This window comes from Aureimonas frigidaquae, from assembly GCF_001463905.1.
GTDB classification, from domain to species: domain Bacteria; phylum Pseudomonadota; class Alphaproteobacteria; order Rhizobiales; family Rhizobiaceae; genus Aureimonas; species Aureimonas frigidaquae.
This window is the reverse complement of sequence record NZ_BBWR01000025.1, coordinates 1-1,239: the sequence shown is the minus strand read 5'-3', so window position 1 is coordinate 1,239 and position 1,239 is coordinate 1. Positions and strand designations below refer to the sequence as shown.

The following is a 1,239-nucleotide window of genomic DNA, read 5'->3' as shown; positions in this document are numbered from 1 at the left end:
CCGGCCCCGGCCGGCCTGTCACCCGAAGGCGGCAGGCCCGGCCGAAGCCGTCCATCTTCTATCGTTACTCGACGATGGCCGAGACGATGCCGGCGCCGACGGTGCGGCCGCCTTCGCGAATTGCGAAGCGCAGCTTCTCTTCCATCGCGATCGGAACGATCAGCGTGACATCCATCGTCACGCTGTCGCCCGGCATCACCATCTCCGTACCTTCCGGAAGCGTCACGACGCCCGTCACATCCGTCGTGCGGAAGTAGAACTGCGGACGGTAGTTCGTGAAGAACGGCGTATGACGGCCGCCCTCTTCCTTCGTCAGGATGTAGGCCTCGGCCTTGAACTTCGTGTGCGGCTTCACCGAACCCGGCTTGCACAGGACCTGACCGCGCTCGACGCCTTCACGATCCACGCCGCGGATCAGCGCGCCGATGTTGTCGCCAGCCTGGCCCTGGTCCAGGAGCTTGCGGAACATCTCGACGCCCGTCACCGTCGTCTTCTTGGAGTCGCGGATGCCGACGATCTCGACTTCCTCGCCAACCTTCACGACGCCGCGCTCCACGCGACCCGTCACCACCGTGCCGCGGCCCGAGATCGAGAACACGTCTTCGATCGGCATCAGGAACGGCTGATCGATCGGGCGCTCCGGCGTCGGGATGTAGGCGTCGACCGCCGCCATCAGCTCACGCACTGCGTCTTCGCCGATCGTCTTGTCCGAATCTTCCAGAGCCGCGAGAGCCGAGCCCTTCACGATCGGAATGTCGTCGCCCGGGAAGTCGTAGCTCGACAGAAGCTCGCGAACCTCGAGCTCCACCAGCTCCAGGAGCTCCGCGTCGTCCACCTGGTCGACCTTGTTCAGGAACACGACGATCGCCGGAACGCCAACCTGGCGCGCCAGGAGGATGTGCTCGCGCGTCTGCGGCATCGGGCCGTCCGCCGCCGAGCAAACCAGGATCGCGCCGTCCATCTGCGCTGCACCCGTGATCATGTTCTTCACGTAGTCGGCATGGCCCGGGCAATCCACGTGCGCATAGTGACGCGCAGCCGTCTCGTACTCAACGTGCGCCGTCGAGATCGTGATGCCGCGAGCCTTCTCTTCAGGCGCCGCGTCAATCTGGTCATAGGCGCGGAACTCGCCGAAGTACTTCGTGATCGCCGCCGTCAGCGACGTCTTCCCATGGTCAACGTGACCAATCGTTCCAATGTTCACGTGCGGCTTCGTCCGCTCGAATTTGCTCTTGGCCA

General features: G+C 64.5%; 1 protein-coding gene. It reads right to left on the bottom strand.

Annotated features, from left to right (window positions below):
* Positions 1-64 precede the first annotated feature (64 nt).
* Positions 65-1,239, bottom strand: a 1,175-nt coding sequence (gene tuf, locus AUL30_RS19130; protein ID WP_062229511.1) for an elongation factor Tu, incomplete at its 5' end; no start/stop codon positions are given.